A 24819-nucleotide genomic window follows, 5' to 3' on the forward strand; every position below is an offset into this window, starting at 1 on the left:
GCCTGCCGCCCCGCGACTCAGCAGGGCACACCAGGGCGGCAGGCCCCTCGTCCTACAGCTGCCGCACATCTAGCAGCCCCTTCAACGGCAGGTCATGCCGCAACCGCGGATCCGACAACCCGTCGACAATGCACGCCGCCCCGATCCACCGCGCCCCGCAGTCGACCACCAGTTCTCGAGCCACCCGAGCGGTCATCCCGGTTTCCGCCCAGTCGTCCACCATCAACACCCGATCGGCCGGCCGAACCAAAGCCCGCCGAAACCCGAACTCCAGCTGCCGATCCCGGTAGTCGGGCCCGGCAGTCCGCCGTACCCACCGATCGCTGTCCATGGCCGGCGCCGCGTTCTTCCGCATCTCCACGAACCCCACGCCCAACGCCACCGCAGTCACCGCCCCCACCAACGACCCCCGAGAGACCGGCCCGACCACAACCGTCGGCACTTCCCCGTACAACCCTGCCAACGCCGGCCCGATCTCCCGCAACAACCCAGCATCCCGCCACCACCCAGTGACGTCAGCCGAACACCTTCAAACCCCCCGATCAGCCCGCCACCGAAACGCCATCTTCAACCGCCTCTGAATGTCCATACCTCCAAGCGTGGCGGACGCAGCTCGGATCTGCAGGTGGTTATCCGGACCGCCACCACCCACTAACCGCGGACGCGGCGCGGCGCGCACGCTCAGGCCCGCCTGTGGCGACGGCATCTCAGGAGGTTGGACGGTGGTGGCGGTCCGCCTGTGGATAACGTCCGACGCCGGATCGCCGTTGCCGCCACCATGGAGAAATGCCTGATGTCGTTGAGGTGGTCGGGAGACGCGGCGGAACCGCGACGTTGGCCCAACTGCGCACGCTCGTGTCCGCTCGCGCGGTCCGGACGGCGTTGGCCGGCGGACAGATCCGGCGGATCGCGAAAGGGGTCTATGCGCTGCCGGAGGCTCCGCCGGCGTTGGCAGCGGCGCGCAGCCAAGGCGGGGTGGTGTCCCATCTGAGCGCAGCCCAGCACTGGGGATTCGGCGTCATCGATCCGCCACACTTGCCGCACGTCACCCTCCCGCTGGACCGGGCCAGGCGTCGAGCCGGACTGCCTTGCACCCTGCACTGGGGCGACGCGCCCGCCCTCGACGACGTGACCACGCCCATCCGCACGGTCCTGGATTGCATCCGCATCCTGCCGCTGCGCGATGGACTGGCCATCACGGACTCTGCCCTTCGGATGGGGATGGACCACGACGACCTTCTGCACACCGCATCACGGCTTCGCGGTCCGCATCGGCGACGCATCCAGCGAACCGTCGCACTGGCCGACGCCCGCGCGGAGTCGGTGCTCGAATCGGCCCATCGCGCCCTGCTCATCGAGGCAGGAATCGACGGCTTCGTTCCCCAGGTGCTCGTCCAGAGCGACGGCTTCTCAGCCCGGATCGACCTGGGCAACCGCCTCCTGCGGCTCGGTCTGGAGGCCGATGGGTTCGAGCATCACAGCACCCGAAGTGCACTCGTGCGGGACTGCCGCAGGCAGGTGAACCTGACGATCCGCGGCTGGCGGATTCTCCGCTTCAGCTGGGAGGACATTTTGTACGACGGCGAGTGGGTGGTTGACGTGGTGAGACAGGCGGCCGGACTCCCATCACCCACTAACTCCCTCCGGCAGGCGGCGTGAGCGCTGCGCTGAGCGCGAGGTAGGGGCGTCGCGTGAGGTTATTGGGTGATGGCGGTCCGGGCCTACACCGGCCGCCCAGCCACGTAGGTCTGCGCCACCAGCGGTACGCCGGGGCGGTAGGCGAGGTGTAGGTAAGTGGGGGCGTCGAGGATGGCTAGGTTGGCTTGGGCGCCGGGGGTCAGGTGGCCTACGTCGGTACGGCGGAGGGACTTGGCGCCTCCGGCGGTGGCGGACCAGAGGGCTTCGGCGGGGGTCATGTGCATTTCGCGGACTGCCAGGGCGATGCAGAAGGGGATTGAGGAGGAGTAGCCGGAGCCGGGGTTGCAGTCGGTGGCCAGGGCTACGGTGACGCCGGCGTCGATGAGGCGGCGAGCGTTGGGGTACGGCGATCGGGTGGAGAACTCGATGGCCGGGAGGAGGCCGGCGACTACGCCTGTTTGGGCTAGGGCGTCGATGTCGGCGTCGGTGAGGTAGGTGCAGTGGTCGGCTGCAGCGGCGCCGAGTTCGCAGGCTAGTTGGACACCGGGGCCTTCGCCGAGCTGGTTGGCGTGAACTCGCGGTTGGAGGCCGCGGGCGATGCCGGCCTGCAGGATCGTGCGGGCCTGGTCCTCGTCGAAGGCGCCGCGTTCGACGAAGACGTCGATCCATTTCGCGTGTGCTGCAACGGCATCCAGCATCGACCCGGTCACCAGGTCGACGTAGCCCGCCGGGTCGTCGGCGTAATCGGCCGGTACGACGTGCGCACCCAAGTACGTCGTTTCGTCCGTGAACTGACGCGCGATCTCCAGCGCCCGCGCCTCGTCCGCAACCGTCAGCCCGTACCCGGACTTGATCTCGACCGTCGTCGTCCCCTGCCGGCGCATCTCGGTCACAAGCCGAGCGACATTCGCGGTCAACTGCTCATCGGTTGCCTGCCGAGTGGCCGCGACCGTGGTCCGGATGCCACCTGCCGAGTACGGCGTTCCTGTCATCCGGGCCGCGAATTCCTCGGCCCGGTCGCCCGCGAAAACGAGGTGCGAGTGCGAGTCGACGAACCCGGGAATCACGGCTCGCCCGGCGACGTCGATCGCGTTGTCAGCAACGGGTGCGGCGGTACGCGGGCCGACCCACGCGACCGTGCTGCCCTCGATCACCAGCGCTGCATCGAGAATCTCGCCGAGCAGCCCGCCATGGGACGGGTCGTTGGTCACGAGCGAACCGATCCCGGTCACGAGAAGGGAGGTCATGAGGTCATCAGTCCAATCGCGCCGATCGAGTTGAAAGCGCCCCGCGGCGTCACGTGGTCACCGCAGCGATCGAGGAGGCCAACTCAGCGGCGACATCCAACGCAACGTGCTTGCCATCAGCAACCAAGTGGCGTCCGTCCGACACCACGTCGGTGACGTCGGCGGCCGACGCGGCGAAGACTGCGGTCTCCACGGTTCCACCGGTTCCCGCCGTACGGATGCTGTCGAGCCGGACCGCGACCAGGTCGGCGCGAGCGCCCACCTCGATCACGCCGACGTCGGCGTAACCGATTGAGCGGTGACCGTCCACGGTTGCGGCGGTGAGAAGCTCAGGCGCTGACCAGTGTCCGCGTTCTTGCGATGACAACCGCTCGTCGAGCTCGACCGCGCGCATCTCTTCGAAAAGGTCGATAACGGCGTGACTGTCCGAACCGAGCGTCAGCCGCGACCCGGCATCGCGCAGCGCCACGGAAGGGCCGATGCCGTCGGCGAGGTCGCGTTCGGTGGTGGGGCAGAAGCATGAGTACGTCGCGGAGCTCCCGAGCACGCCGATGTCGACGCCGGTCAGGTGAGTCGCGTGGACCGCGCTCGTCCGGCCGCTCAGGAACCCGGCCTCGTCGAGCACCTGCGACGGCGTTCGCCCGTAGGCCTCGAGGCAGGCTGCGTTCTCGGCGACCTGTTCGGACAGGTGAATATGCAGCGGTACATCGGGGAACGCGGACGCGACCGCCCCGAGCTGATCCTGCGGAACGCCGCGGATCGAATGTGCCGCCGCACCGATGACCACATCGTCGGCGCCCTTCAGCGCCGAGACGCGAGCGGCCCAGGAGGCGGCATCGCCGTCGCTGAATCGCTGCTGCACCTCGTTGAGCGGTTGGTCGATTCCGCCCGCGATGTAGCAGGTGTCGAGCAGGGTGATGCGCAGGCCGACATCGCGTGCGGCGGCGATCAGGGCCGCGCCCATGGCGTTCGGGTCGTCGTATCGGCGGCCGCCGGGTGCGTGATGCAGGTAGTGGAACTCGCCGACGGCGGTGATCCCGGTGAGGAGCATCTCGCCGTACACGGCGCGGGCGAGGTCGTAGTACGAATCCGGGGTCAGCGCGGATGCGACGGCGTACATCTGCTCGCGCCAGGTCCAGAAGGTGCCGCGCTCGGTCTGCGTGCGGCCGCGGAGCGCGCGGTGGAACGCGTGGCTGTGGCAGTTTGCGAGGCCGGGGATCACGAGGCCGTTCAGCCTCACGGCATCACCGGGCTGCGCGTCGACCAAGACCGCGGTGATGCGGCCGTCGGCCACGGTCACCAGGACGCCCGACGCGACGCCGGTGGGGAGGAGTGCGGTTGAGCACCAGTACGACGTCACTGCGCGAGATCCTTCAGTACGGCGGCCAGCGCCTCGACACCGGCCAGACAGTCGTCCTCTTCGGCGAACTCGGCCGGCGAATGCGAGATGCCGGTCGGGTTCCGAACGAAGAGCATGGCGGTCGGAATCCCGGCCGCCGAGAACACCCCGGCGTCGTGGCCGGCGCCGGTCGGGAGGACCGGGGCACCATCCAGTACGCCGACCAGGCGGTCCCGCAGACCGGCCGGGAAGTCGACGATCGGGGAAACCGACTCCGGTACGACGGCCACCGTCGTACCGTCGCGTTCGGCCCGCTCGACGGCCTGCCGAGTGATTGCTTCCAGCAACGACTCGAGTGTCGCATCGTCAGCGGCCCGGGCATCCAGCCAGGCGATCACGCGGGACGGTACGGCGTTCGTCCCGTTCGGCTCGATCGAGAGTCGGCCGAACGTGGCGCGGGCGCCGGCGAGACGGGCTTGTTTGTTGGCGGCGAGGGCGGTCATCGCATAGGTGAGCATCGGGTCGTGCCGATCCTCCATCAACGTGGTGCCGGCATGGTTCGCCTCGCCCTCGAATGTGAACCGGTACCGCCCATGCGGCCAAATCGAACTCGCCACACCCACAGGTGCCGTCAGACCACGCCCTTGCTCGACGTGCAGTTCGACAAACGTCCCCATCCGCTCGAGCAACGGCGAAGGCCCGACCCCGGCCGGATCGACGCCGGCCGCTTCCAGCGCGGCCGACAGCGTCACACCCTGCCGATCCGTCAACGCCAGGGCCTTGTCAGCAGGCAGAACCCCAGCGGCAACACGCGATCCAAGACAAGGCATCCCGAACCGGGACCCCTCCTCCTCCACGAAGGCCCCGACCCCGATGGGCACCCGCGGAGTGAAGCCGTCACGCCGCAACTGATCTACAGCCGCGAGCGCGGACACTACTCCCAGCGGTCCGTCGAAGGCGCCGCCGTCGATGACCGAATCGAGGTGGCTGCCGGTCACCACACCAGGCTGATCCGCCGGACCCCACCAGGCAACGAGGTTGCCGATACCGTCCGACTCGACCTTCAGATCCCGGCGGGTGCACTGGTCCAGGAACCAAGCGGTGGCTTCGCGTTCGGTGGGGGTCCAGCCGCCTCGGGTGTAGCCGCCGGTTTCGGGGTTACGGCCGATGGCGGACTGGTCCGCCCACAGGGTTTCGAAACTCAAGACAGCGGGTTCTTCGACAGCCAGTCCTTGGCTACCGCGTCGGCGCTTTCGGAGCCGCCGCCGATGCGCTTCACCATGTCGGTCAGGCTTTCGGTGGTGAGCTTGGCCTGGATGGCGTTCAGGGTGGTGGCTACGTCGGGGCTCTTGTGGTCGGTGCGGATCAGCGGGACGACGTTGTTCGGCAGGTGGATGTGCTGCGGGTCGTCGAGGACGACCAGGTTGTTGTCCTTGATCGCCGACTGGGTGGTGAAGAACTGGGTGACCTGGATCTGGTTCTTCAGCAGCGCGTCGAGGCTCAGCGGGCCGCCCGGGTCGAGCGACTTGAACTCCTTGAACTCGATGCCGTAGACGTCCTTCATCCCGGCCACGCCCGCCTTGCGGGTCTTGAACTCGGGTCCGCCGCCGGCGACCAGGTCCTTGGCGACCGGCTTCAGGTCGGCGATCGACTTCAGCGAGTACTTGTCGGCGGTCGCCTTGGTGACCACGACCGCGTCCTCGTCGGTGGCCGGGGACTTGTCCAGCACCTCGAGACCGGACGGCAGGACACCGGGGATCGCCTTGTAGACGGCCTCGGCCTCGTTCTCGGTGGCGTCCTTCTTGAAGTAGACCAGGGTCGCGCCGGTGTACTCCGGGAGCAGGTCGATCGACTTGTCCTGGATGGCGGCCATGTAGACCTCGCGGGCGCCGATGTTGAGCTTCTTGGTCACCTTGATGCCCTTGGCGGCCAGCGCCTGGCCGTAGATCTCGGCGAGCAGCTGGCTCTCCGGGAAGTTGGCCGACCCGACCGTGATCGAGTCGACCTTGTCCGGCGCCTTGCCGCCGCCGGCGTCGCCACCGGGGGACAGCGGGTCGCCGCCGCCGTTTCCTCCGCAGGCCGCGAGGGCGAACACGGCCGACGCGGCGATGGCACTGCGGATGAAGGTTCTTCTGAACACGGGATCCTCCAGGGTCCGTTCAGTTCGCGCCGGCCGGTGCCGGTGCAGTGGAAGTCTTGGTGTTGCGGCGCAGCCGGCCGGTGAGTCCGGCCGAGACCGCGTAGCGGGCGATCAGGGCGAAGAGCAGGTCGAGCACGATCGCGAGCAGCGCGACCAGTACGGCGCCGGCCAGCATCTGCGGGAAGTCCCGGACACCGAGCCCGTCGATCACGTAGCGCCCCAGCCCGCCGAGTGCGACGAAGGCCGCCACGGTCGCGGTCGAGACGATCTGCAAGGTCGCACTGCGCAGCCCCGAGATGATCAGCGGCAGCGCGATCGGGATCTCCACCTTGGTGAGGATCTCGCGTCCGGTCATGCCCATCCCACGGGCCGCGTCGATGGTGTTCCGGTCGACGCCGGACACACCGGCGTACGTCGAGGCGAGGATCGGCGGAATGCCGAGCACCACCAGCGCGATGATCACCGGCACCTGCCCGATCCCGATCAGCAGCACGATCAGCGTGAGCAGACCGAGGGTCGGCAGCGCCCGCCAGGCGTTGACCAGGTTGATCGCGAGGAACGCTCCACGCCGGGTGTGCCCGATCAGCAGCCCGACCGGGAACGCGATGACGCCGGAGATCAGCAGCGACAGCAACGTGTAGTAGATGTGCTCTGCGAGCCGGGTGGGGATGCCTTCGGAGCCCGACCAGTTCGCCGCGGTGCCGAGGAAGTCGAAGAGGCCCTGGATCATGAGATCGCATCCTTCAGCGGGGACGTCGCGCGAGCCCACGGTGTGAGCACCCGCTGCAACCCGACCAGCAACACGTCACAGAGCAGCGCCAGCGCCAAGGACGCGACGATGCCGACCACGATCGGCGTCAGGAAGCTGTTCTGGAAGCCCTGGGTGAACAGCTCGCCCAGCCCGCCGATACCGATGATCGCGCCGACGCTGACCATCGAGATGTTCGCGACCGTGACGACGCGCAGGCCGGTGAAGATCACCGGGATCGCGATCGGCAGGTCGATGGTCAGCACTCTTCGCAGCGTGCCATAGCCCACCGACACTGCGGCCTGTCGAACATCTTCGGGTACGGAGCGGAGTCCGTCGATCACGTTCCGGATCAACAGGGCGACCGCATAAATGGTCAGCGCGATGATGATGTTCAGCGGCGACAGGATCTGGGTCCCGATCACCGCCGGCATCGCGATGAACAACGCGATCGACGGCAGCGAATACAGCACGCCACCGATCGCGATCAGCGGGTTCGCCAACCGCGCATAGCGAGTGGCGACGTACCCGAGAGGCAGCGAGATGAGCAGCCCGAGGACCATCGGCACCAGCGCCAGATAGAGGTGCTCGCGCAACTGTTCCCAGATCAGCGGCCAGTTGTCGCCGACCCACTTCATGCGCGGAACGCCTCAGCCAAAGCGGCGTACTCGATCACGCCGACCGCCTTGCCTGCTTCGTCGACGCAGACACCCTTGCCGACCGGCGACGTCAGTACGGCGTCCAGCGCAGCTCGCAGCGAGTCGCCCTTCTGGAAGGTCGCGCCGATCGGCTCGACCTTGCCCGAACCGTTCTGCCAACCCACCGGCGACCCGTCCTCGGCCCGCGCAAGCTCAGCCGGTACGTCGGCCAGTCGCAGCTCGTCGGCGGTCACGAACGTCAGTGCGCGGTAGCCGCGGTCCTTGCCGATGAAGCTCTCGACGAAGTCGTCGACCGGGTTGGCGAGCAACTCCGCCGGCGGGGCGAACTGGGCGAGCTTGCCACCGACGCGCAGTACGGCGACGTTGTCACCGAGCTTGATCGCTTCGTCGATGTCGTGGGTGACGAACACGATCGTCTTGCCGATGTCGCGTTGCAGCCGCAGCAACTCCTCCTGCAGCTGGTTGCGGACGATCGGGTCGACGGCGCTGAACGGCTCGTCCATCAGCATCACCAGCGGGTCGGCCGCGAGCGCCCGGGCCACGCCGACTCGTTGCTGCTGACCACCGGACAGCTGGGCGGGGTACCGCTCGGCGAGTTTGAGGTCGAGACCGACCCGCTCGAGCAGCTCCATCGCCGTACTGCGTGCTTTGCGTTTGTCCCAGCCGAGCAGCTTCGGCACGGTGGCGACGTTCTCCACCACGGTCTTGTGCGGGAACAGGCCGGCGTTCTGGATCACGTAGCCGATGCCGCGCCGCAACGTGACGGGGTCCTTGCTGTTGATGTCCTCGCCGTCGATCGAGATCGTGCCGCTGGTGCGCTCGATAGTGCGGTTGATCATCCGGAGCGAGGTGGTCTTGCCGCAGCCGGAGGGTCCGACGAACACGGTGATCTCGTGGCTCGGGATCCGCAGAGACAGGTTGTCGACGGCGACGGTGCCGTCCGGATACCTCTTGGTGACGTCCTTGAACTCGATCATGGCGCCCTTTCGCGCTTGTCGTCGGTCGCCCGATTGACCCTAGCGGACCGAGATCGTCTTGCCACGTGATCTGGGGGAATCTCGGTCCGCGGGAAAGTGCACCATAACGGTAGGGATTTAGCCGGTCGCAGCCGGTGTTCAGGACTCCCGCATCGGGACCCGCACCCCACGTTCGGCGGCGACTCGTTCTGCTATGTCGTATCCGGCGTCGACATGGCGGATCACGCCCATGGCCGGGTCGTTCGTGAGCACTCGCTCCAGCTTCTGCCGGGCCAGATCGGTGCCATCGGCAACCGACACCTGACCGGCATGGATGGACCGGCCGATGCCGACGCCGCCGCCATGGTGGATCGACACCCACGACGCGCCGGACGAGACGTTCACCATCGCGTTCAGCAACGGCCAGTCCGCGATCGCGTCCGAGCCGTCGAGCATTCCTTCGGTCTCGCGGTACGGCGAGGCCACACTGCCGGTGTCCAGGTGGTCCCGGCCGATCACGATCGGCGCCTCGAGTTCCCCCGAGGCGACCATGTCGTTGAACCGCACACCCGCCTTGTCCCGCTCGCCCTGACCCAGCCAGCAGATGCGCGCCGGCAGGCCCTGGAACGCGACCCGCTCACCCGCCATCTTGATCCAGCGAGTCAGGTGTTCGTTGTCCGGGAACAGATCGAGAATCGCCTGATCCGTCTTGGCGATGTCCGCCGGGTTGCCCGACAGCGCCGCCCACCGGAACGGGCCCTTGCCCTCACAGAACAACGGCCGGATGTACGCCGGCACGAATCCGGGGAACTCGAACGCCCGCGAGTACCCGGCCTTGCGGGCCTCGTCGCGGATCGAGTTGCCGTAGTCGAACACCTCGGCACCGGCGTCCTGGAATCCGACCATCGCCTCGACGTGCCGCGCCATCGACTCCTGCGCGCGCTCGGTGAATCCGGCCGGGTCCTTCTCGCGAGCGGTCACCCAGTCGCCGAACTCGATCCCCACCGGCAGGTACATCAGCGGGTCGTGCGCCGAGGTCTGGTCGGTGACGATGTCGATCGGCGCGCCACGCTGCAGCAGGTCCGGCACGATCGTGGCCGCGTTGCCGAGGACACCGATCGACAGCGGACGCCTTGCTTTACGCGCCTCTTCGGCGAGCGTCAGCGCCTCGTCGACAGAAGACGCCCGTACGTCGAGGTAACGGTGCTCGATCCGTCGGTCGATGCGCGTGGAGTCGACGTCGATGCAGATCGCGACGCCGTCGTTCATCGTGACAGCCAGCGGTTGCGCGCCACCCATGCCACCGAGTCCCGCAGTCAGCGTGATCGTCCCGGCCAGGGTGCCACCGAACTTCTTCGCGGCGACCGCTGCGAACGTCTCGTACGTGCCCTGCAGGATGCCCTGGGTCCCGATGTAGATCCACGAGCCGGCCGTCATCTGGCCGTACATCGTCAGGCCCATCGCCTCGAGCTTGCGGAACTCCTCCCAGGTGGCCCAGTCGCCGACCAGGTTCGAGTTCGCGATCAGCACCCGCGGCGCCCATTCGTGGGTCTGCATGACCCCGACCGGACGGCCGGACTGGACCAGCATGGTCTCGTCGGCCTTCAGGTTGGTCAGGGTGCGGACCATCGCGTCGAACGAGTTCCAGTCCCGGGCCGCCTTACCGGAACCGCCGTACACGACGAGCTCGTCGGGGTGCTCGGCAACCTCGGGGTCGAGGTTGTTCTGCAGCATCCGCAGCGCGGCTTCCTGCTGCCAGCCTTGCGCGGTCAGGGTGGTACCGCGGGCGGCGCGTACAGGACGGGGTCCGGAGGACATGGGTGATCCCTTCTAGTGGAGCGGGCCGGTGACGGCCTCGACGTCGGTGAGGTAGGTGCCATCGGCAACCAGACGGACCGAGTGCTCGATCTCCGGTGCCAGATGACGGTCGGTCCCCGGCCCCTCGACGTACTGCCTCAGGGCATCCCGTACGGCGGCCGTGGCCGGGGAGGGAGTGAGTGGCGCACGCAGGTCGAGCGCGCGGGCGGCGGTCAGGATCTCGATCGCGAGCACCCGCTGCAGCCCGTCGATCGACCTGCGCAGCTTGCGTGCGGCCGACCAGCCCATCGAGACGTGGTCCTCCTGCATCGCGCTGCTCGGGATCGAGTCGACACTGGCCGGTACGGCGAGCCGCTTCAGCTCGGAGACGATCGCGGCCTGCGTGTACTGCGCGATCATGTGGCCGCTGTCGACCCCGGGATCGTCGGCCAGGAAGGCGTTCAGGCCGTGGTTGCGGGCAACGTCGAGGAAGCGATCGGTACGGCGTTCGCTGATGCTGGCCAGGTCGGCCACGGCAATCGCGAGGAAGTCGAGAACGTATCCGACCGGGGCGCCGTGGAAGTTGCCGTTCGACTCGACTCGACCATCAGGCAGTACGACGGGGTTGTCGATCGCGGAGGCGAGTTCGCGGTCGGCGACGGTCGCGGCGTGGGCGGCCGTGTCGCGGACAGCACCGTGGACCTGGGGAGAACACCTGAGGGAGTAGGCATCCTGGACGCGGTTGCAGTCCGGGCCGCGATGGCTGGCGACGATGCCGCTGTCTTTGAGGATCGTGCGGAGGTTGGCCGCGGCTGATGCCTGACCGAGCTGCGGACGCAGGGCCTGCAGTTCGGCGGCGAAGACGCGGTCGGTGGCGAGCTGACCTTCGACGCTCATCGCGGCGGCGATGTCGGCGGTCTTCACCAGCCGGTCGAGGTCAGCGAGCGCGAGCACCAGCATGCCGAGCATGCCGTCGGTGCCGTTGATCAGCGCCAGACCTTCCTTCTCGGCGAGCACTACTGGCTGCAGGCCGTTTGTTTGTAGTGCCTCGGCGGCGTCGCGAAGGTTGCCGTCGGCATCGCGGACCTGGCCTTCACCCATCACCGCGAGGGCGACATGGCTCAGCGGCGCGAGGTCGCCGGAACAACCGAGGCTGCCGTACTCGTGCACGACCGGAGTGAGCTTCGCGTTCAACAGACCGGCGTACGCCTGAGCCGTCTCGACCTTCACCCCGGTACGACCGGTGGAGAGCGTGGACAACCTCAGCAGTGCGAGCGCCCGGACGACCTCGGTCTCGACCTCGGGGCCCGAGCCGGCGGCGTGTGAGCGAACCAGACTGCGCTGCAACTGGGCCCGCAGTTCGGGCGCGATGTGCCGGGTCGCGAGTGCTCCGAACCCGGTGGACACGCCGTAGTGCGGGGTATCCGCGTGCGCCAGGGCCTCGATCGCGGCCCGCGACTTCGCGATCTCCTCGAGCGACTCGTCGCTGATCCGGACCTGAGCGCCGTACCGCGCCACCGCAACGACGTCGGCCGCGCTCAACGGCCCGACTCCGACGATCACCGTGCTGCTGCTCTCATCCACCCGATCATTGGACCCCCTGGATCGACCCGTGGACACCCGATGACACGCGGGATCTGTCTCGAACCCGAGACACCTCGACCTTGAGCGCCCCTCAACCACTTTTCGCGACCCCCAGTGACCGACCCGCGCCCAAGGTGGTCCCGGCGGCGACACCTTGGGCATCCATCAACCACTTGGGGCGCGCTGGAATGACTGATCCGTGCCCAAGGTCGAGGGCGATTGGTGGACCTCGCGCGCGACTACAGTCGGTACATGGTGTTCGAGATCCGGACGGCGGTGCCGGAGGATGCGGTTGGAATTGCGGCGGTCTGGGCGGCGGCGATGCCGCATCTGGTGATGACAGCGCGTGGTGTCGAGGCCGGGTTGCGGAACAACCCGAACCGGGTGGTGCTGGTCGCGACGACCGGTTCGGAGATCGTGGGCTACGGCAACATCTACCTGCCGGCTCCCGACGCGGTCGCGCCGCGGGTGCGGATCACCGTGCAGGTGCTGCCGGAGTTCCGCGGACAGGGCATCGGCTCCGCAATCCTCGAACGCATCACCGCACGATCGATCGAGGCCGGCGCCGCGCGACTGCTCGTCGTCGCGTCGAACGACTCGCGGGACTTCGCCGCCAACCGCGGATTCACGATCGGTCGGGAGCTCAGTCATTCGCATGCGGAATTGAGCGCCGTACCGGCTGCTCCCCCGGTCCCCGACGGACTTCGGTTGGTCGACTACAACGCCGTACAGCCCGAGCAGATCTGGCATGCCACGGTCGCGGTCGCGCATGGTGATCCGAGCGGATTGTCGTCAGCGCCGCCGTACGACGAATGGTTCGCCGTCGAGTGGAATCATCCGGAACTGCGGCGCGACCTGAGCATCGCCGTACTGGATGGCTCTTCGGTGTTGTCGTTCGTCACCACGACCGCCGATCCGCAGCGGAAGGTGATCTGGTCGGCACTCACCGGGACCATCCCGGCTGCACGCGGCCAAGGACTCGCCAAGCTCGTGAAGGCCGTCGCCCTCGGGCGCGCCCGTGACGCCGGGCTGGTGAGCGCGTACACCGGCAACGATTCGGGCAACAAACCGATGCTGGCGGTCAACGAATGGCTCGGCTACCGGATCGCCGGCTCGGCCTGGACCGCGGAGAAGGAACTGTGACCCGGCTCGTGCTGTCGCTGCTCTTCTTCCTGGCGTTGGCGGTCGGCGTCGGCTTCCTGCTCTCCGGCGACGACTACTTCGACTGGCCGATCGCGACCGCTCTGTTCGCCTTCGCAGTGGTCGGCGAACTGCTGCGGTCGTGGCTACGCCGACGTTCCGGAAAGAATTCGGCTCGCCAATCGTCCGGAATCTGAGACAGGCCGGTTACCCTGCCGTTGTGAGCGGCAACGTTCCCGCCTCGACCCGCACCCTGCGGGTGCTGACGTTCCTGGCGACCCAGCCCGGGCCGGTACCGATGGAGCGCATCGCCTCCGCGGTCGGCCTGCCACGCTCGTCGACGTACCACTTGCTCCGGGCAATGATGGACGAGAGCTTCGTCGTCCACCTCCCCGAGGAGAAACGCTACGGCCTGGGCGTAGCCGCCTTCGAAATCGGCTCCGCCTACCTCCGCCACGACCCGCTGGAGCGCCTCGCGCGCCCGCTCTTGGGCCAACTGGTCGCCGAGATCGGCCAAACCGCCCACCTAGGCGTCCTCCACGGCCGAGAACTCGTCTACCTGCTCAAAGAACAACCCCCACGCCCCGTCACCCTCGTCACCGACGTAGGCGTCCGCCTCCCCGCCACCCTCACCGCCTCCGGCCGAGCCCTCCTCGCCGAACTCCCCCCGGCCCAGGTCCGCGCCCTCTTCCCCACCACCGACTCCTTCGTCCGCCGTACCGACACAGGCCCCGAGTCCCTCACTCAACTCCGCCGCCTGCTAGCCGAAGAAAAACGCCAGGGCTACGCCTACGAAGAAGGCCACATCACCCCCGGCGTCTCCTCCCTGGCCGCAGCAGCCCTCGACCACGCCGGCCACCCAGCCGCCGCCATCTCAGTAACCTTCCGCACCGACACCCTCACCCCCGCCGACCGCCTCCACCTGACCCACCGCCTCCGCCAAGCCGCCACCGCCCTCACCCGCCGGCTCCACGGCTGATCGACGTACCGACGGACTGTTAGAGGTGCGTCGCTCGGCGCCTGCTCAGGTGGGCGGACGGTTGCGGGGATCGGCGGGCAGGGACTACTAACAGTCCTTCGGTACGCATACGACGGCCCTCCGAGCACCTGAGCTCGGAGGGCCGTCGGGGGCCGCGGCATCCACGTCGCGGCGGGCTGGGGTTTACCAGGAGGACTTGGTGATGCCGGGGAGTTCGCCGCGGTGGGCCATGGTGCGGAAGCGGACTCGGGAGATGCCGGCTTTGCGGAGGTAGCCGCGGGGGCGGCCGTCGGCGGCGTCCCGGTTGCGGATGCGGATGGGGCTGGCGTCGCGGGGGAGCTTCTGGAGCTTCAACTGGGCGGCAGTGCGCTCGTCGAAGGACGACGTTGGCGACGCGATGATGCGTTTGAGCTCGGCGCGGCGGTCGGCGTAGAGGGCGACGGTGCGTTTGCGCTGCTCGTTCTTGGCGATCTTGCTGGTCTTGGCCATCAGCGCTCTTCGCGGAAGTCGACGTGCTGGCGGAGCTTGGGGTCGTACTTGCGGATGACGAGCCGGTCGGGATTGTTCCGGCGGTTCTTCCGCGTTACATAGGTGAAGCCGGTGCCGGCCGTGCTGCGGAGCTTGACGATCGGCCGGAGTTCGTTGTGCTTGGCCATGCTGTTCCTTTCCTCTGCCGAGAGTGTACATTGTACTGGTAATCATTTTCAATAAGGTGGGAGTGCGGATGCTGCCGGTGACCCTGCTGACCGGTGTCGACGAGGGATTCCGAGGGGCCGTGGGTGCGAACCTGCTGGCCGCCGCGGGCCCGACGGGCGTGCTGATCGAGTACGACGTGAGCGACCTGCCGAGCGGTTCTGTCGTGCGGATCGCGCGGACGGCGACCGGGGTGATCGACCAGGAGACGATCCGGATGGGGCACCCGTGTGTGTCGTGTGCGATGCGCGGATCGCTGGTGCAGTTGCTGACCAGCATCGCCGCCGTCGACCGGTACGGCGTTGCGATCGTGTCGGTGCCCGGTGCCGGGGACACACAGTCGCTGGCGGAGGAGATTGCCCGCGAGGACGAGCTTCGGGTCGATGCGGTGATCACGGCGGTCGACACCGCGACCGTGGTCGACGACCTCACCGGCGACCAGTTCATCCAGGACCGCGGGATCGCGACCGCCGCCGAGGACGGTCGCGTCATCGCGGAGGTGGTTGCGCGCCAGCTCGAGTACGCGGACGCCGTCGTACTGAGCGCCTCGGACCCGACCGCCAGCGCGCTCATCCAGGCAATCAACCCGCAGGCGCGCGTGCAGACCACGCCGGCCGGGCTCCTCGCCGTACGGCTGCATGATCCGGATGCGGCCGAGACCCGCACCGAGCCGGGCTCTATTACTGCACCACTCCAGGACGACAAAAAAGCACAAACCCTCGTCTGGCAGTCCGCCAGACCGTTCCACCCCGAGCGGCTCTACGAGGTGCTCGAGGAGCTCGTGACCGGTACGGCGCGCGGTCGCGGAACCGTCTGGATCGCGACCCAGCACCGCAATCGCCTGAGCTGGGACAGCTTCGGCACGAACATCTCGATCGGCGTACTGGGTCCGTGGCTGGCGGATCTGCCCGCCGATCGCTGGGCCGGCGTCGGCCAGCAGCACCAGGCCCGGTCGGCCCTCGAATGGCACCCCGAGTACGGCGACCGGGCGTCGTACCTGTCCATCACCGGAGTCGGTCTCGACACCCGGGAATTACGGGCACGCCTCGATGGTTGTGTCCTTCGTGCGGATGAAACGGTCCACAACCTGACCGACCCGTTCGCCCCTTATCTGGAAGGAAGTAGTGCAGCATGAAGAAAGACATTCACCCCGACTACCGCCGGGTCGTCTTCCGGGACAAGTCCGGCAACTTCAGCTTCCTCACCGGTTCGACCAGCGCGAGCACCGAGACGATCGTCTGGACCGACGGGAACACCTATCCCGTCGTCGACGTGGAGATCTCGTCGGCCAGTCACCCGTTCTACACGGGTAACCAGCGCGTGATGGACACTCAGGGCCGCGTGGAGAAGTTCCAGAAGCGCTACGGCAAGAAGTAGTCCACCAAGCAGCGAAGGGCTCACCCGGGGCGGGGTGGGCCCTTTCGCTTGTCCACGTGCAGACGTCTCGGATTTCAGACACCGATCCGGGCGCGGCGCTTACTCGCGGGGCGTGGGCGGTCTCACACTGGGCCAATGGAGCCGGTGGAGCTGTCCGGGGGTGGATTGGCGCCGTTGGAGGCCGTTGCGTTGGCGCAGCGGCGGACCGCGGTGCGGCTGGGTGACGACGCCCGGAAGCGGATGCACGAGTCGGCTCTGGCGGTCGCCGAGGTGGCCGGCCGCCGACCGGTCTACGGGCGAACCACTGGCGTCGGCGCCAACCGCGACGTCCTCACCTCGGACCCCGAGCACGGCGCGCGCCTGTTGGGATCACACTCCACGACCGGTACGACGTCGTACCCGAAGGACGTCATACGGCTCGGTCTGCTGATCCGGGTCAACCAGTTGGCCTCGGGCGGCTCTGGTCTCGAACCAGCGGTCGCCGACGCGATTGTTGCCCTGCTCAACGATGATGTGCTCCCGGATCTGCACCGCGGCGGCGCGATCGGTACCGGCGACCTCGGCCCACTCGCCGAGCTCGGTCTCGTCCTCGGCCCGGTCATCGACGGCACCAGCGCGCTGCCACTGCTGTCGAGCAACGCGATCACGCTGGCGGAATGCTGCCTCGCGTACGTCGAGGCGGCCACCCTGATCAACGTCGTACCCCTGGTCGGCGCGCTCTCGCATGTCGCCCTGCGCGGCAACGCCGAGGTCTACGACATCCGCGTCCACGAGGCCCGCCCGCAACCAGGTCAGGTCCGCGTCGCCCGCCGGATGCGCGGCCTGCTCGACGGTCTCCCGCTCCCACCGGCCCGGATCCAGGACCCGTTCGGTCTCCGTGCGTTCGCCCAGGTACTCGGTCCAGCCGTCGACCATGTAGATGCCCTAGGCAACAGTCTGCGGATCGACATCAACGCCTCGGCGGAGAACCCGCTGGTGGCGGGCGACACTGTGCTGCACAACGGCAACTGGCACGCGATGCCGATCGCGCTCGCTCTCGACTCACTCCGCTTGAGCCTGCACAGCGTCGCCACCCTCTCGACGTCCCGCGTCGCCAACCTGGTCGACCCGGACTTCACCGGCCTGAGCCGCTTCCTGGCGAGCGGCGCTGAGGCCAGCTCCGGCGTGATGATGATCGAGTACGTCGCCCACGACGCCCTGGCCGCGGTTCGTTCCGCCGCCCAGCCGGCCACCCTCGGTACCGCCACCCTGTCCCGCGGCGCCGAACACCACGCCAGCTTCGCGCCCCAGGCCGCCGTACTGACTGCTCAGCTCCTGGACGCCCTCCGCGAAGTCATCGCCAGCGAACTAGTCACCGCCGTCCGCGCCATCCGCCTGGCCGGCCTCACCCCCGACGACCTCGCCCCCGCCGCCATCGCCCCCTGGCTCGCCGACGCCCTGGCCGCCCTCCCCGACGACCTCACCGACCGCTCCCTCCGCGAAGACCTGGAAATCGCCCGCGGCATCCTCACCCAATGGGGCGACCGCCAAGTCGAACACCCCGCCGAATCCGCCTAAGAACAGGACGTATAGGCCTACGTACTGCCTCGCGCCCGCCTGACCTCACCGCGCGAACGGCGTTGCAGGCATATACGTCCTGTCGTTAGAGCTGGATCAGCATCTTGCCGAGGTTCTCGCCGCGGAGCATCGCGAGGAACGCGTCGACCGTGTGCTCGATGCCATGCACGACTGTCTCGTCCGACACCACCGCGCCGGACTGCAGGTGCGGCGTCAGGAAGTCGATCAGTTCGGGCCGCAGATCAAGGTTGTCGCGAACCAGGAACCCTTCCAGCCGCAACCCCTTCTCCACAACGTCAAACAGGTTGCGCGGCGCAACATCCCCCTCCCCGTTGTACGTCGACACCGCGCCACACCACGCGATTCGCCCACCAGGCTTGAGCACGTCGATCGCCGCCGCGAGGTGCTCACCACCCACGTTGTCCAGGCAAGCGTCGATTCCGTCCGGTGCTGCCGCGGCCAGTTGTTCGGCCAATGACCCGTCCCGATAGTTCAGCGCGGCGTCGAACCCGACCTCGGTCGTCAACCACTTCGCCTTCTCCGCCGACCCAGTACTCCCGATGATCCGACCGGCGCCCAGCAACCGCGCGAGCCGGGCGGCCACCGTACCGACGCCACCGGCCGCGGCCGAAACGAACAACGTCTCGCCCGGTTGCAACTGCAGGATCCGCTTCAGGCCGACGTACGCGCTGAGCCCGGTACCGCCGAGGATCCCGAGATGCGCGGACAACGGGACGCCAGGCACCCGGTCGATCCGCCGGCTGTCCTCGGGAGTGACCACCGCATGCGTCCGCCAGCCCTGCCGGTGGAACACGATCTGGCCGGGTTCGTACGACGGGGTCAGGCTCTGCAGCACCCGGCCGAGTGCTCGACCTTCGCCGACCTCCCCGACCGGCCACAAGGAGTCCATCAGCTGCCGCATATAGGGGTCGACCGACAGCCACAGGTTCTCGACCAGCGCCGAACCCGGCACCAACTCAAGCGAAGGTGAATCGACGAGCTCGAACTGCGAAGCGGTCGGGAAGCCGGACGGACGGGACACCAGGCGGATCTCTTTCATGCCGGACAGCGAACGACAGCAAGCCCGAGCAGCGCCAGAAAGTTAGCCTATGCCTCAATGATCACCTACCAGCTCGGCGTCGACGACATCGCCGACATGCGCTTCGCGTGCTCGCCGTTGCTCGAGACGGCGACCAGTCTGTGGGCCCTGACGGAGCCGTCCGCGCACGTCCTGCACCTCTCGTGGGTTCGGCAGACGGCCGCCCGAGCCGACTGGCCCGACCGCGACCTCCTGATGGCCCTGGTCTCCCCGCAACTCCACTGGCTCCCGGACTTCCTCACCCCACGCCCGTCGTCACCACTCCCCGACGTCCACGACGAACTCGCCCAGATCCGCGCCACCCCACCCCGGCAAGCCGTCGCCGACATCATCCGCGCGTACGACGGCCGCCCGCTTCCGCCCGTCCTCGTCGACCTGTGCGCCAACCCGCGCCGACTCCGCGACCGAGTCTGTACGGCGATCGCGGCGTACTGGACACTCGCGATCGAACCGCATTGGCCGCGGATGCGCGCCCTGCTCGAAGCGGACATGATCCACCGCGCGCAATTGCTTGCCCGAGACGGCGCGGCCGCCGTACTGACCGGACTGGATCCCAGCGTGGTGTGGTCCAACGGCGCGTTGCGGATGCGCATCTCGTCGTACGAATTGGACTACGAGACCGACGTCAGCGGCCGCGGCCTCTGGCTCGTCCCGACCCTGTTCGCCAAACACACGATCGCCCCACTCAACCCGGACGAACCGCCCACGGTCGCCTACCCGGCGCGCGGAATCGGCACGCTGTGGGAGACGCGACCCGAACCGGCCGCCGGCGCACTGGCCGACCTACTCGGCAAGACGCGCGCCGACCTCTTGATGGCGCTCGACGCCCCGACCTCGACCATCGAGCTCGCCCGCCGACGCAACGTCAGCCCGAGCGCGATCTCCCAGCACCTCGCCACCCTGCACGCGAACGGCCTGGTCGCCCGCGCCCGCGCCGGCCGCGTCGTCCTCTACACCCGCACCGAACTCGCGGACCGCCTGATTCACAACCGGTTGTAGGCCTTCAAGGTCCGCAGTGCACCAACCGTCACGATGCCGCGGTACTCCAAGGTCGCGGCCTGACCAGGCGGCTCCCAAGTGATCGCCCACCCGCCATCGTCCTGCTGATCCGCGATCAGCCGATCGAGGTGCGCGTCCAGTTGCGCCTCGGAAAACAACGCACGCCAAGGGCTGTCCGGAGTCGAGGCCAAGTGCAAGGGCGTCACACCGTACGACGGATCGTCCGCATCGGCACGGTAGAACGAGAGCTTGGGCAGCCACTCGCGGATCCGATCAAGATCCACATCGCCGGTGTGCTCGAGGAATATCAGCGCCTCGTGGAACGAGTGCGCTTCGGTCGGCAGACCGCGATCCAGCTCGGCAGCGCACCACGAACCGGCCAACGAGCGCCAAGGGTGGTCGACGCCGAGTTCGTGCAGCCGGCCGACGAGTCCGGCGGTCGGGTTGAGACCAGGTTCGTAGGTCCACTCGCTCATGTGCGAGGCGCGCGGATAGTTCTCGATCACCGGCGCCGCCAACGCCACCGCGCCCTCGGTCGTGGCGACCGACGCCAGCCAGTCAGCGGCCCGGCGAACCATCGTCTCGTCCCGGGCACCGGACGCCAGCAGGATGTCGAACGCCGTCTCGACGTCGAGTCCGAGACTGTCCGGGCACCGCTTGTCCGGTTCCAGACCGTGGCCGAAACCACCGTCCGCGTTCTGATAGCCACGCAAAGCGTCCACGACCCCAGCAGGATCGGCGCCGTCGAAGACAGCGGAGAACAACCGGTTCTCGACCAGCCGGGCCTCGCGTCGTACGAAATCACGACCTGCGGTGAAGATGTCCATACCCAGAGCTTCCCGCACCCACGACCCGGCTGTCTTGAACGAATCGGACGCTCTAGCCTTCCGGCGCCCAGCCGACGGCTTCGATCCAGAAGCGGGCCAGGAATCCACCAGGTTCCTGGGACCAGTTCTGCCAAGCCAGGTCCATCTCGTCCACCTCGGCGCCGGTCGCGATGTTGTTCTCGATGATCTGGGCGCGCTGACCGGACATCAGGCTCGCGGTGAAGGTACCGACACCGGCGACCTCTTCCGGCGTCCCGTGGTGCACGACCCGCGCGTAACTCTCGCAGTCGACGAAACCGGCCTCGACGAGTAGCGAACGCAACTGCTTGCCGACGTACGGCGACGTACCGGCGCGCAACCGGCGCATCACCTCGAAAGATGCCTCTAGCAACGGATTCGTCGGGTAGAGCAACTGACCGTCCCAATCGGCGTCGACGAAACCGACGACCGCACCGGGACGCGCCACCCTGCGTACTTCACGCATCACAGCGAGTGGATCCGGAAGGTGTTGCAGCATCGCGCTGGAGAAGATCGCGTCGAAGGTTCCGTCCTCGAAGGGAAGTCCCTTGGTCACATCGCCTTGTACCACTGTGATCGCGTCTGCCCCTTCAGGCAGGCCTGGGTTGAGATCGAAGCCTGTCGTCGTGCCTGGATGTACTCGCTCGGCCAGTCCGACCGTGATGGATCCCGGCCCGCAACCGAGGTCGAGCAGGTTGATTCCCGGTCGTAAATGCCTTGTGAAAAAGGCCGCGTGCGTATCGGCGGTACGTTTGGCGTAGTTGGCCCGGCGTGGGTCCCCCGTAGTAGTCACGGCTCGAAACGGTAGCCCATCCCGGGTTCGGTCAGCAGATGTTTTGGCCGGGCCGGATCATCCTCGAGCTTGCGGCGCAGCTGACCCATGTAGAAGCGAAGGTTTCCACTCGCGTTCTCGTACCCAGGCCCCCAAACTTCAGTCAGCAACTGGCGTTGTGCCATCAGCTTGCCCGGATGCCGGACCAGGACCTCGAGCAGATGCCACTCGGTCGGGGTGAGCCGAATGTCCTCACCGGTCTCCAGCGTGACTCGCTTCGCAGCAAGGTCCACGCGGATCCCACCGACAGTGACGACAGGCTCATCCTGTGCAAGATTGCTACGCCGCAGTACGGCGCGCATCCGCGCCAGCAGCTCGTCGATTCCGAACGGCTTGGTGACGTAGTCGTCCGCTCCGGCATCCAGCGCCTCGACCTTGTCGGTCTGATCGGTTCGCCCGGACAGCACCAGGATCGGCGCTTCGGTCCAACCGCGCAGCCCACGAATCACGTCGACGCCGTCGAAGTCCGGCAGCCCGAGATCGAGAATCACCAGCTCCGGCGGATGTTGCGCTGCCACCTTCAGCGCCGCCGTACCGGTGCCGGCCAGATGCACCTCGTAACCACGTGCCTTCAGGTTGATCTGCAACGCCCGCACAATCTGCGGTTCGTCGTCGACCACCAAGACTCTAGTCATCAGAAGTTGTCCCCGTTCGTTCCCGCGTTCCAGGTACCGGCAGGTCGGCGGTGACGGCCGCCGGCACCGAAACCACCATCGTCAACCCACCACCGGGCGTGTCCTCAGGCTGAACCGAACCCTGCATCGCCTCGGCCAAGCCCCGAGCCAACGCCAACCCAAGCCCCACCCCGACCGTGTTGTCGGTATCGCCCAGCCGCTGGAACGGCGCGAACACCCGATCCCGATCCTCGCGCGGAATCCCCGGCCCTCGATCGATCACCCGGATCTCCACCGTGTCACCCAGCGAACTCCCGGTCACCAACGGCCCGCGCTCGGGCGGTGAGTACCGCAGCGCATTCGCCACCAGGTTCGCGATCACGCGCTCGATCAGCGCCGGGTCGGCCTCGATCAGCGGCAGCGTGTGCGGGATGTCGACGACGACCCGTTCACCGTCGTCACCAAGCTCAGTCAGTACGCCGGGAATCACCTCGTCCAGCGCCATCGGCCGAGTGAACACAGGCAGTACGCCGGCCTGCAGGCGACTCAGGTCGAGCAGGTTGTCGACCAGTCGGGACAGGCGGTCGAGCGACTCGTCCGCGGTCTCCAGCAACTCGGCCCGCTCGGACTCGCTCCACTCGACATCATCGCTGCGCAACGAAGTCACCGACGCCTTGGCCGACGCCAACGGCGAGCGCAGATCATGACCGACCGCACGAAGCAACGCCGTACGGAGCTTGTCTGCCTCGGCAAGCGGCTTCGCCTCAGCGGCGGCCTCTTCCAACCGCTCCCCATCGACCAGCGCGGCGGCGTACAGAGCCATCGCACCGACCAGCCGTCGCTCGTCCGCGGCGAGTTGGCGGCCTTGCAGCACCAGGACGAGGTCGTCGCGCGCCGGTACTTCGGCATCGCCTTCCTCGGGTCGGCCGCAGGTCATGGTCCCGGCCGAGGCCAGCGGGCGCCAGACCTCGGTCAACTCGTCCTCGTCCACCCGCTCCATCAAGCAGGCCCCGGTCATCCCGAAGGCCTCGCGAACCCGCTCGAGCAAAGCAGGCAACGCGGTCTCACCGCGCAGCACGGAACCGGCCAGGGTCGACAGAGTCTCCGACTCGGCGGCGGATCGGGCCGCCTGTCTGGTACGACGAGCTGCCCGGTCCACGACTGAGCTCACCAGCGCCGCGACCAGCACGAAGATTGCCAACGCGAGCGCGTTGTTCACCTCGGCGATCGTGAAGGTCCTGGTCGGTGGCGTGAAGAAGTAGTTGATCACCAGTGACCCACCGATCGCGGTGACGAGCGCCGGCCACAGCCCACCGACCAGCGCAACGACCACCACGGCAAGCAGGAAGGCCAGTACGTCGCTGGTCAGGTTCAGCCGGTCGCCGCCGAGATCGAGCGCGAGCGCCAGGATCGGCTGCAGCACGATCGACAGCACGAACCCCTGGATCTTGCGTCGCCGCGACAGACTCCCGCGCAGCCGCGGCAACCGCCCGCGCCCCATCTGCGAGTGCGTGACGATATGTACGTCGATATCGCCCGAATCCCGGATCGTCGACGACCCGATCCCCGGCCCGGTGATCGCCGACCACCGCGACCGGCGCGAACCGCCCAGCACCAGCTGGGTCGCGTTCTCGGCCTTGGCGAACGTCAGCAGCGCGGCCGGGACATCGTCCCCGACCACCTGGTGATAGGTGCCGCCGAGCGATTCGACCAGACTGCGTTGCTCGGCCAGCCGCTTCGGATCGGCTCCGGTCAATCCATCGGAGCGAGCCACATGGACGGCCAGCAGATCCCCACCGGACGAACGCGCCATGATCCGGGCCGCCCGGCGGATCAGCGTTTCGCCCTCGGCACCGCCGGTGAGCGCAACCACGACCCGCTCTCGGGCTTCCCAGGTCGAATCGATGTCGTGCTGCTGCCGGTACTGCTGCAGCCCGGCATCCACCCGATCTGCCAGCCAGAGCAGTGCGAGCTCGCGCAGTGCCGACAGGTTGCCGACCCGGAAATAGTTGCCCAAGGCAGCATCGATCTTGTCGGCCGCGTAAACGTTGCCGTGGGCCATCCGGCGCCGCAACGCCTCCGGAGTCATGTCGACGAGCTCGATCTGATCCGCGGACCGGACCACCCGGTCCGGCACGGTCTCCTGCTGCGGTACGCCGGTGATCTTCTCGACCACGTCGTTGATCGACTCGAGGTGCTGGATGTTGACCGCCGAGATCACGTCGATCCCGGCAGCCAGCAGCTCCTCGATGTCCTGCCAGCGCTTCTCGTTCCGGCTGCCCGGCACATTCGTGTGCGCGAGCTCGTCGACCAGCGCGACCTCGGGCTTCCGCCGCAGTACGGCGTCCAGGTCCATCTCGGTGAAGCTGGCACCGCGGTAGTCGACGATCCGCCGCGGTACCAGTTCGAGTCCTTCGAGCATCTCCGCGGTGTGCTCGCGGCCGTGCGTCTCCACGAAGCCGATCACTACATCGGTGCCGCGGGCAAGCCTGCGCTGACCCTCGCCCAGCATCTTGTACGTCTTCCCGACACCAGGCGCGGCCCCGAGATAGACCCGCAGCTGCCCGCGCTTCATA

The 24819-nt window shown here is 67.8% G+C and carries 25 protein-coding genes; 8 read left to right on the plus strand and 17 right to left on the minus strand.

What is annotated here, in order from left to right; genetic code table 11:
• Window positions 1–52: 52 nt before the first annotated feature.
• Window positions 53–442 (minus strand): phosphoribosyltransferase family protein, encoded by a 390-nt coding sequence (locus tag ABD231_RS36130; protein WP_344162759.1) that lies wholly within the window; start codon window positions 440–442, stop codon window positions 53–55.
• A gap of 344 nt (window positions 443–786) precedes the next feature.
• Between ABD231_RS36130 and ABD231_RS36135 the strand changes: the two genes are divergently transcribed.
• Window positions 787–1659, plus strand: coding sequence for a DUF559 domain-containing protein (locus ABD231_RS36135; protein ID WP_344162762.1), 873 nt, complete (start codon window positions 787–789; stop codon window positions 1657–1659).
• A gap of 62 nt (window positions 1660–1721) precedes the next feature.
• Here ABD231_RS36135 and hutI read toward each other — a convergent pair whose 3' ends face one another.
• From hutI to hutH, 9 genes are all read right to left on the minus strand, one after another.
• On the minus strand, window positions 1722–2885 hold the full coding sequence (hutI, locus tag ABD231_RS36140; RefSeq protein ID WP_344162765.1) for an imidazolonepropionase: 1164 nt from the start codon (window positions 2883–2885) through the stop codon (window positions 1722–1724).
• A 49-nt stretch (window positions 2886–2934) separates the two neighbouring features.
• The gene (locus ABD231_RS36145; protein ID WP_344162768.1) at window positions 2935–4245 is read right to left on the minus strand and encodes a formimidoylglutamate deiminase; all 1311 of its coding nucleotides are present in this window, start codon (window positions 4243–4245) and stop codon (window positions 2935–2937) included.
• Window positions 4242–5429, minus strand: a complete 1188-nt coding sequence (locus ABD231_RS36150; protein ID WP_344162770.1) for an allantoate amidohydrolase — start codon at window positions 5427–5429, stop codon at window positions 4242–4244. The genes ABD231_RS36145 and ABD231_RS36150 overlap by 4 nt, the downstream gene beginning before the upstream one ends.
• Window positions 5426–6364, minus strand: a complete 939-nt coding sequence (locus ABD231_RS36155) for an ABC transporter substrate-binding protein (protein WP_344162773.1) — start codon at window positions 6362–6364, stop codon at window positions 5426–5428. The genes ABD231_RS36150 and ABD231_RS36155 overlap by 4 nt, the downstream gene beginning before the upstream one ends.
• Before the next feature lie 19 nt (window positions 6365–6383).
• Complete coding sequence (locus ABD231_RS36160; protein WP_344162776.1) at window positions 6384–7094, minus strand: ABC transporter permease; 711 nt, start codon at window positions 7092–7094, stop codon at window positions 6384–6386.
• The gene (locus tag ABD231_RS36165; RefSeq protein WP_344162779.1) at window positions 7091–7750 is read right to left on the minus strand and encodes an ABC transporter permease; all 660 of its coding nucleotides are present in this window, start codon (window positions 7748–7750) and stop codon (window positions 7091–7093) included. Before ABD231_RS36165 ends, ABD231_RS36160 begins: the two co-directional genes overlap by 4 nt.
• On the minus strand, window positions 7747–8748 hold the full coding sequence (locus tag ABD231_RS36170; RefSeq protein WP_344162782.1) for an ABC transporter ATP-binding protein: 1002 nt from the start codon (window positions 8746–8748) through the stop codon (window positions 7747–7749). Before ABD231_RS36170 ends, ABD231_RS36165 begins: the two co-directional genes overlap by 4 nt.
• A 138-nt stretch (window positions 8749–8886) precedes the next feature.
• Window positions 8887–10545, minus strand: a complete 1659-nt coding sequence (gene hutU, locus ABD231_RS36175) for a urocanate hydratase (RefSeq protein WP_344162785.1) — start codon at window positions 10543–10545, stop codon at window positions 8887–8889.
• A 12-nt stretch (window positions 10546–10557) separates the two neighbouring features.
• Window positions 10558–12108 (minus strand): histidine ammonia-lyase, encoded by a 1551-nt coding sequence (gene hutH, locus ABD231_RS36180; RefSeq protein WP_344162788.1) that lies wholly within the window; start codon window positions 12106–12108, stop codon window positions 10558–10560.
• Between the two features lie 252 nt (window positions 12109–12360).
• Here hutH and ABD231_RS36185 point away from each other — a divergent pair, with 252 nt between their 5' ends.
• The 3 genes from ABD231_RS36185 to ABD231_RS36195 are packed head-to-tail and all read left to right on the plus strand — an operon-like array spanning window position 12361 to window position 14227.
• Complete coding sequence (locus tag ABD231_RS36185) at window positions 12361–13251, plus strand: GNAT family N-acetyltransferase (protein ID WP_344162791.1); 891 nt, start codon at window positions 12361–12363, stop codon at window positions 13249–13251.
• Window positions 13248–13445, plus strand: a complete 198-nt coding sequence (locus ABD231_RS36190; protein ID WP_344162794.1) for a hypothetical protein — start codon at window positions 13248–13250, stop codon at window positions 13443–13445. Before ABD231_RS36185 ends, ABD231_RS36190 begins: the two co-directional genes overlap by 4 nt.
• A gap of 23 nt (window positions 13446–13468) precedes the next feature.
• Window positions 13469–14227, plus strand: a complete 759-nt coding sequence (locus tag ABD231_RS36195; RefSeq protein WP_344162797.1) for an IclR family transcriptional regulator — start codon at window positions 13469–13471, stop codon at window positions 14225–14227.
• Between the two features lie 183 nt (window positions 14228–14410).
• Here the strand turns inward: ABD231_RS36195 and rpsN are convergent, their stop codons facing one another.
• Both rpsN and rpmG read right to left on the minus strand, forming a co-directional pair.
• Window positions 14411–14716, minus strand: coding sequence for a 30S ribosomal protein S14 (rpsN, locus tag ABD231_RS36200; RefSeq protein ID WP_344162799.1), 306 nt, complete (start codon window positions 14714–14716; stop codon window positions 14411–14413).
• Window positions 14716–14883, minus strand: a complete 168-nt coding sequence (rpmG, locus tag ABD231_RS36205; RefSeq protein WP_132405751.1) for a 50S ribosomal protein L33 — start codon at window positions 14881–14883, stop codon at window positions 14716–14718. Before rpmG ends, rpsN begins: the two co-directional genes overlap by 1 nt.
• A gap of 68 nt (window positions 14884–14951) precedes the next feature.
• Between rpmG and ABD231_RS36210 the strand changes: the two genes are divergently transcribed.
• From ABD231_RS36210 to ABD231_RS36220, 3 genes are all read left to right on the plus strand, one after another.
• Window positions 14952–16055: a CobW family GTP-binding protein gene (locus ABD231_RS36210; RefSeq protein WP_344162806.1), complete on the plus strand. Its 1104-nt coding sequence runs from the start codon at window positions 14952–14954 to the stop codon at window positions 16053–16055.
• Window positions 16052–16297, plus strand: coding sequence for a type B 50S ribosomal protein L31 (locus ABD231_RS36215; RefSeq protein WP_344162809.1), 246 nt, complete (start codon window positions 16052–16054; stop codon window positions 16295–16297). The genes ABD231_RS36210 and ABD231_RS36215 overlap by 4 nt, the downstream gene beginning before the upstream one ends.
• Before the next feature lie 135 nt (window positions 16298–16432).
• Window positions 16433–17854 carry an aromatic amino acid lyase gene (locus tag ABD231_RS36220; protein ID WP_344162812.1) on the plus strand — a complete coding sequence of 474 codons (1422 nt, stop codon included), beginning with the start codon at window positions 16433–16435 and terminating at the stop codon, window positions 17852–17854.
• Window positions 17855–17939: 85 nt separating this feature from the next.
• Here ABD231_RS36220 and ABD231_RS36225 read toward each other — a convergent pair whose 3' ends face one another.
• Window positions 17940–18914, minus strand: a complete 975-nt coding sequence (locus ABD231_RS36225) for an NADP-dependent oxidoreductase (protein ID WP_344162815.1) — start codon at window positions 18912–18914, stop codon at window positions 17940–17942.
• A gap of 57 nt (window positions 18915–18971) precedes the next feature.
• On the opposite strand from ABD231_RS36225, the gene ABD231_RS36230 reads away from it, so the two are divergent.
• On the plus strand, window positions 18972–19952 hold the full coding sequence (locus ABD231_RS36230) for an ArsR/SmtB family transcription factor (RefSeq protein ID WP_344162818.1): 981 nt from the start codon (window positions 18972–18974) through the stop codon (window positions 19950–19952).
• On the opposite strand, the gene ABD231_RS36235 is transcribed toward ABD231_RS36230, so the two are convergent.
• Genes ABD231_RS36235 through ABD231_RS36250 form a run of 4 tightly spaced genes read right to left on the minus strand, consistent with a single transcriptional unit; the run spans window position 19937 to window position 24818 of the window.
• Window positions 19937–20779: a hypothetical protein gene (locus ABD231_RS36235; RefSeq protein ID WP_344162821.1), complete on the minus strand. Its 843-nt coding sequence runs from the start codon at window positions 20777–20779 to the stop codon at window positions 19937–19939. The two genes, ABD231_RS36230 and ABD231_RS36235, sit on opposite strands and share 16 nt — an antisense overlap.
• A gap of 52 nt (window positions 20780–20831) precedes the next feature.
• Window positions 20832–21590, minus strand: a complete 759-nt coding sequence (locus ABD231_RS36240; RefSeq protein WP_344162824.1) for a class I SAM-dependent methyltransferase — start codon at window positions 21588–21590, stop codon at window positions 20832–20834.
• Window positions 21587–22264 (minus strand): response regulator, encoded by a 678-nt coding sequence (locus tag ABD231_RS36245; RefSeq protein ID WP_344162827.1) that lies wholly within the window; start codon window positions 22262–22264, stop codon window positions 21587–21589. Before ABD231_RS36245 ends, ABD231_RS36240 begins: the two co-directional genes overlap by 4 nt.
• The gene (locus ABD231_RS36250; protein ID WP_344162830.1) at window positions 22257–24818 is read right to left on the minus strand and encodes a sensor histidine kinase; all 2562 of its coding nucleotides are present in this window, start codon (window positions 24816–24818) and stop codon (window positions 22257–22259) included. Before ABD231_RS36250 ends, ABD231_RS36245 begins: the two co-directional genes overlap by 8 nt.
• Between the last annotated feature and the right edge of the window lies 1 nt (window position 24819).

It is taken from the genome of Kribbella yunnanensis (assembly GCF_039529655.1).
GTDB lineage: Bacteria > Actinomycetota > Actinomycetes > Propionibacteriales > Kribbellaceae > Kribbella > Kribbella yunnanensis.

What these genes read in the sequence shown, in the direction of transcription:
- ABD231_RS36135 (WP_344162762.1), top strand. Translation starts at nt 787, where the DNA reads ATGCCTGATGTCGTTGAGGTGGTCGGGAGACGCGGCGGAACCGCGACG.
- hutI (WP_344162765.1), bottom strand. Translation starts at nt 2,885, where the DNA reads ATGACCTCCCTTCTCGTGACCGGGATCGGTTCGCTCGTGACCAACGAC.
- ABD231_RS36160 (WP_344162776.1), bottom strand. Translation starts at nt 7,094, where the DNA reads ATGATCCAGGGCCTCTTCGACTTCCTCGGCACCGCGGCGAACTGGTCG.
- ABD231_RS36165 (WP_344162779.1), bottom strand. Translation starts at nt 7,750, where the DNA reads ATGAAGTGGGTCGGCGACAACTGGCCGCTGATCTGGGAACAGTTGCGC.
- ABD231_RS36170 (WP_344162782.1), bottom strand. Translation starts at nt 8,748, where the DNA reads ATGATCGAGTTCAAGGACGTCACCAAGAGGTATCCGGACGGCACCGTC.
- hutU (WP_344162785.1), bottom strand. Translation starts at nt 10,545, where the DNA reads ATGTCCTCCGGACCCCGTCCTGTACGCGCCGCCCGCGGTACCACCCTG.
- ABD231_RS36185 (WP_344162791.1), top strand. Translation starts at nt 12,361, where the DNA reads ATGGTGTTCGAGATCCGGACGGCGGTGCCGGAGGATGCGGTTGGAATT.
- rpsN (WP_344162799.1), bottom strand. Translation starts at nt 14,716, where the DNA reads ATGGCCAAGACCAGCAAGATCGCCAAGAACGAGCAGCGCAAACGCACC.
- rpmG (WP_132405751.1), bottom strand. Translation starts at nt 14,883, where the DNA reads ATGGCCAAGCACAACGAACTCCGGCCGATCGTCAAGCTCCGCAGCACG.
- ABD231_RS36210 (WP_344162806.1), top strand. Translation starts at nt 14,952, where the DNA reads ATGCTGCCGGTGACCCTGCTGACCGGTGTCGACGAGGGATTCCGAGGG.
- ABD231_RS36215 (WP_344162809.1), top strand. Translation starts at nt 16,052, where the DNA reads ATGAAGAAAGACATTCACCCCGACTACCGCCGGGTCGTCTTCCGGGAC.
- ABD231_RS36220 (WP_344162812.1), top strand. Translation starts at nt 16,433, where the DNA reads ATGGAGCCGGTGGAGCTGTCCGGGGGTGGATTGGCGCCGTTGGAGGCC.
- ABD231_RS36225 (WP_344162815.1), bottom strand. Translation starts at nt 18,914, where the DNA reads ATGAAAGAGATCCGCCTGGTGTCCCGTCCGTCCGGCTTCCCGACCGCT.
- ABD231_RS36230 (WP_344162818.1), top strand. Translation starts at nt 18,972, where the DNA reads ATGATCACCTACCAGCTCGGCGTCGACGACATCGCCGACATGCGCTTC.
- ABD231_RS36235 (WP_344162821.1), bottom strand. Translation starts at nt 20,779, where the DNA reads ATGGACATCTTCACCGCAGGTCGTGATTTCGTACGACGCGAGGCCCGG.
- ABD231_RS36245 (WP_344162827.1), bottom strand. Translation starts at nt 22,264, where the DNA reads ATGACTAGAGTCTTGGTGGTCGACGACGAACCGCAGATTGTGCGGGCG.
- ABD231_RS36250 (WP_344162830.1), bottom strand. Translation starts at nt 24,818, where the DNA reads ATGAAGCGCGGGCAGCTGCGGGTCTATCTCGGGGCCGCGCCTGGTGTC.